The sequence below is a fragment of the Cereibacter changlensis JA139 genome (assembly GCF_003034985.1).
Lineage (GTDB): Bacteria > Pseudomonadota > Alphaproteobacteria > Rhodobacterales > Rhodobacteraceae > Cereibacter > Cereibacter changlensis.
The window spans coordinates 1-1,339 of record NZ_PZKG01000340.1; the positions used below are offsets into that span (position 1 = coordinate 1).

A 1,339-nucleotide genomic window follows, 5' to 3' on the forward strand; every position below is an offset into this window, starting at 1 on the left:
TTGCCCCAGCGCCAGCACCAGCCCGTCGAGCTGCTCCGAGCCGCCGCCCGTGGCCGCCATGGTGTCGGTCAGGGCCTGGAGCGCGCCCTTGGTCGGGTCGATGCCGAAGGCCTTCAGCCGGGCGTAAGCGGCGACCGTGTCCTCGAGCTCCAAGGGAGTGCGGACGGCGAAGTCCTCGATCCAGGTCATCGCCCGCTCGGCTCCCTCGGCGGAGCCTTCGAGATTGGTGAGCTGGACGCGGAAGCGCTCGAACTGGGCGGCCGGCGCGATGAAGCTCGCGCCGAGTGCGGCGACCGATCCGGCGAGGCCGGTGATGACGGCGGCTCCGGTGAGGGCCGAGCGGGTGACCTGGCCGAAGCCCGATGCCATGCGCTCGGTCCCGCGGCCGACCATCGCCGCCTGGCGCAGCAGCCCCTCGCCGCCGATCCGCTCGATGCCGCGGAGCGCGGCGCGGGCCGGGGCGGTGGCGCGGTCCACCAGCCGCAGGATCAGCTGCACGTTGAGATCAGCCATCGCTCTCCTCCGGGGCGGCGCGGGCGCGGGCCTTGGCCCACCAGCGCGCCAGCTCTTCGAGACACATCGGATCCATCGCGGCGGGCGGCCAGTGGAAGACGATGGCGATGTCGGCCATCGCCTCCTCGATGTCGTCGGGCAGGTCTACTGCAGCCGCAGCTCCGCCTCGGCCTCCGCCTTCATCTCCGCCGTCACGAAAAAACCGACGACCTCGGCGGCGAGAGACAGGAAGTCGGCCGGGTCGAGCTCGGCCACCTCGTCGGGCAGGAGCGACGGCTCGGTGATGCGGGGCAGCAGCCGGCTGATCGCGTTCACGTCCATCTGCAGCACGTCGGTGAGCTTCAGCCCGCGGAGCGCCCCGACATCGGGCTTGCGGACGCCGACGGTGGTCACGTCACCGGCGGCGCGTTTGACGGGCGAGACGAGGGTGGTCTTGGACATGGTTTGACGGCCTCTTTAAACGGGGGGTGAAGGGTCGCGCCCCGGCCAAGTCATCGGCGGCTTCGGAGCTGTTGATGGTAGAAAAGCGCGAAGGGGCGGCGGCGTTCATCACCGCCGCCGCAAACCTCAGAAGCCCATGGCGCGGCGCATCTCGGCGAGCTGATCCGTGCCGCCGATGCGGCGGATGGCGTTGACGAGGTCGATCTCCAGCACGGTCTCGCCCTCCACCTCCAGCTTGTAGGCGCGCACGTCCATGGTGAGCTTCAGCATCGAGCCGGTCCCGGGCTTCAGGTCGCCGTAGTCGTTGGCGCTGACGAGGCCGGAGAGCGTGGCGATCACCGTCGTGGCGCTTCCGTCGGTCGGGCTCTGCATGCCCGGGCGCAGG

General features: G+C 70.8%; 4 protein-coding genes. All 4 read right to left on the reverse strand.

The annotated features are described in order from the left end of the window. The coding region (locus C5F48_RS23855) for a tape measure protein (RefSeq protein WP_258186576.1) at positions 1 to 513 on the reverse strand (513 nt) is incomplete at its 3' end. Continuing rightward, the gene (locus C5F48_RS23860) at positions 506 to 631 is read right to left on the reverse strand and encodes a GpE family phage tail protein (protein ID WP_107666136.1); all 126 of its coding nucleotides are present in this window, start codon (positions 629 to 631) and stop codon (positions 506 to 508) included. The genes C5F48_RS23860 and C5F48_RS23855, both read right to left, overlap by 8 nt. 26 nt (positions 632 to 657) lie before the next feature. Then, on the reverse strand, positions 658 to 954 hold the full coding sequence (locus C5F48_RS23865; protein WP_107666137.1) for a phage tail assembly protein: 297 nt from the start codon (positions 952 to 954) through the stop codon (positions 658 to 660). Between the two features lie 126 nt (positions 955 to 1,080). Continuing rightward, on the reverse strand, positions 1,081 to 1,339 hold a 259-nt coding region (locus C5F48_RS23870; protein WP_181247775.1), incomplete at its 5' end, for a phage major tail tube protein.

Excerpts from the sequence above, each read along its gene's own strand:
- C5F48_RS23860 (WP_107666136.1), bottom strand. The coding sequence starts at position 631 with ATGGCCGACATCGCCATCGTCTTCCACTGGCCGCCCGCCGCGATGGAT.
- C5F48_RS23865 (WP_107666137.1), bottom strand. The coding sequence starts at position 954 with ATGTCCAAGACCACCCTCGTCTCGCCCGTCAAACGCGCCGCCGGTGAC.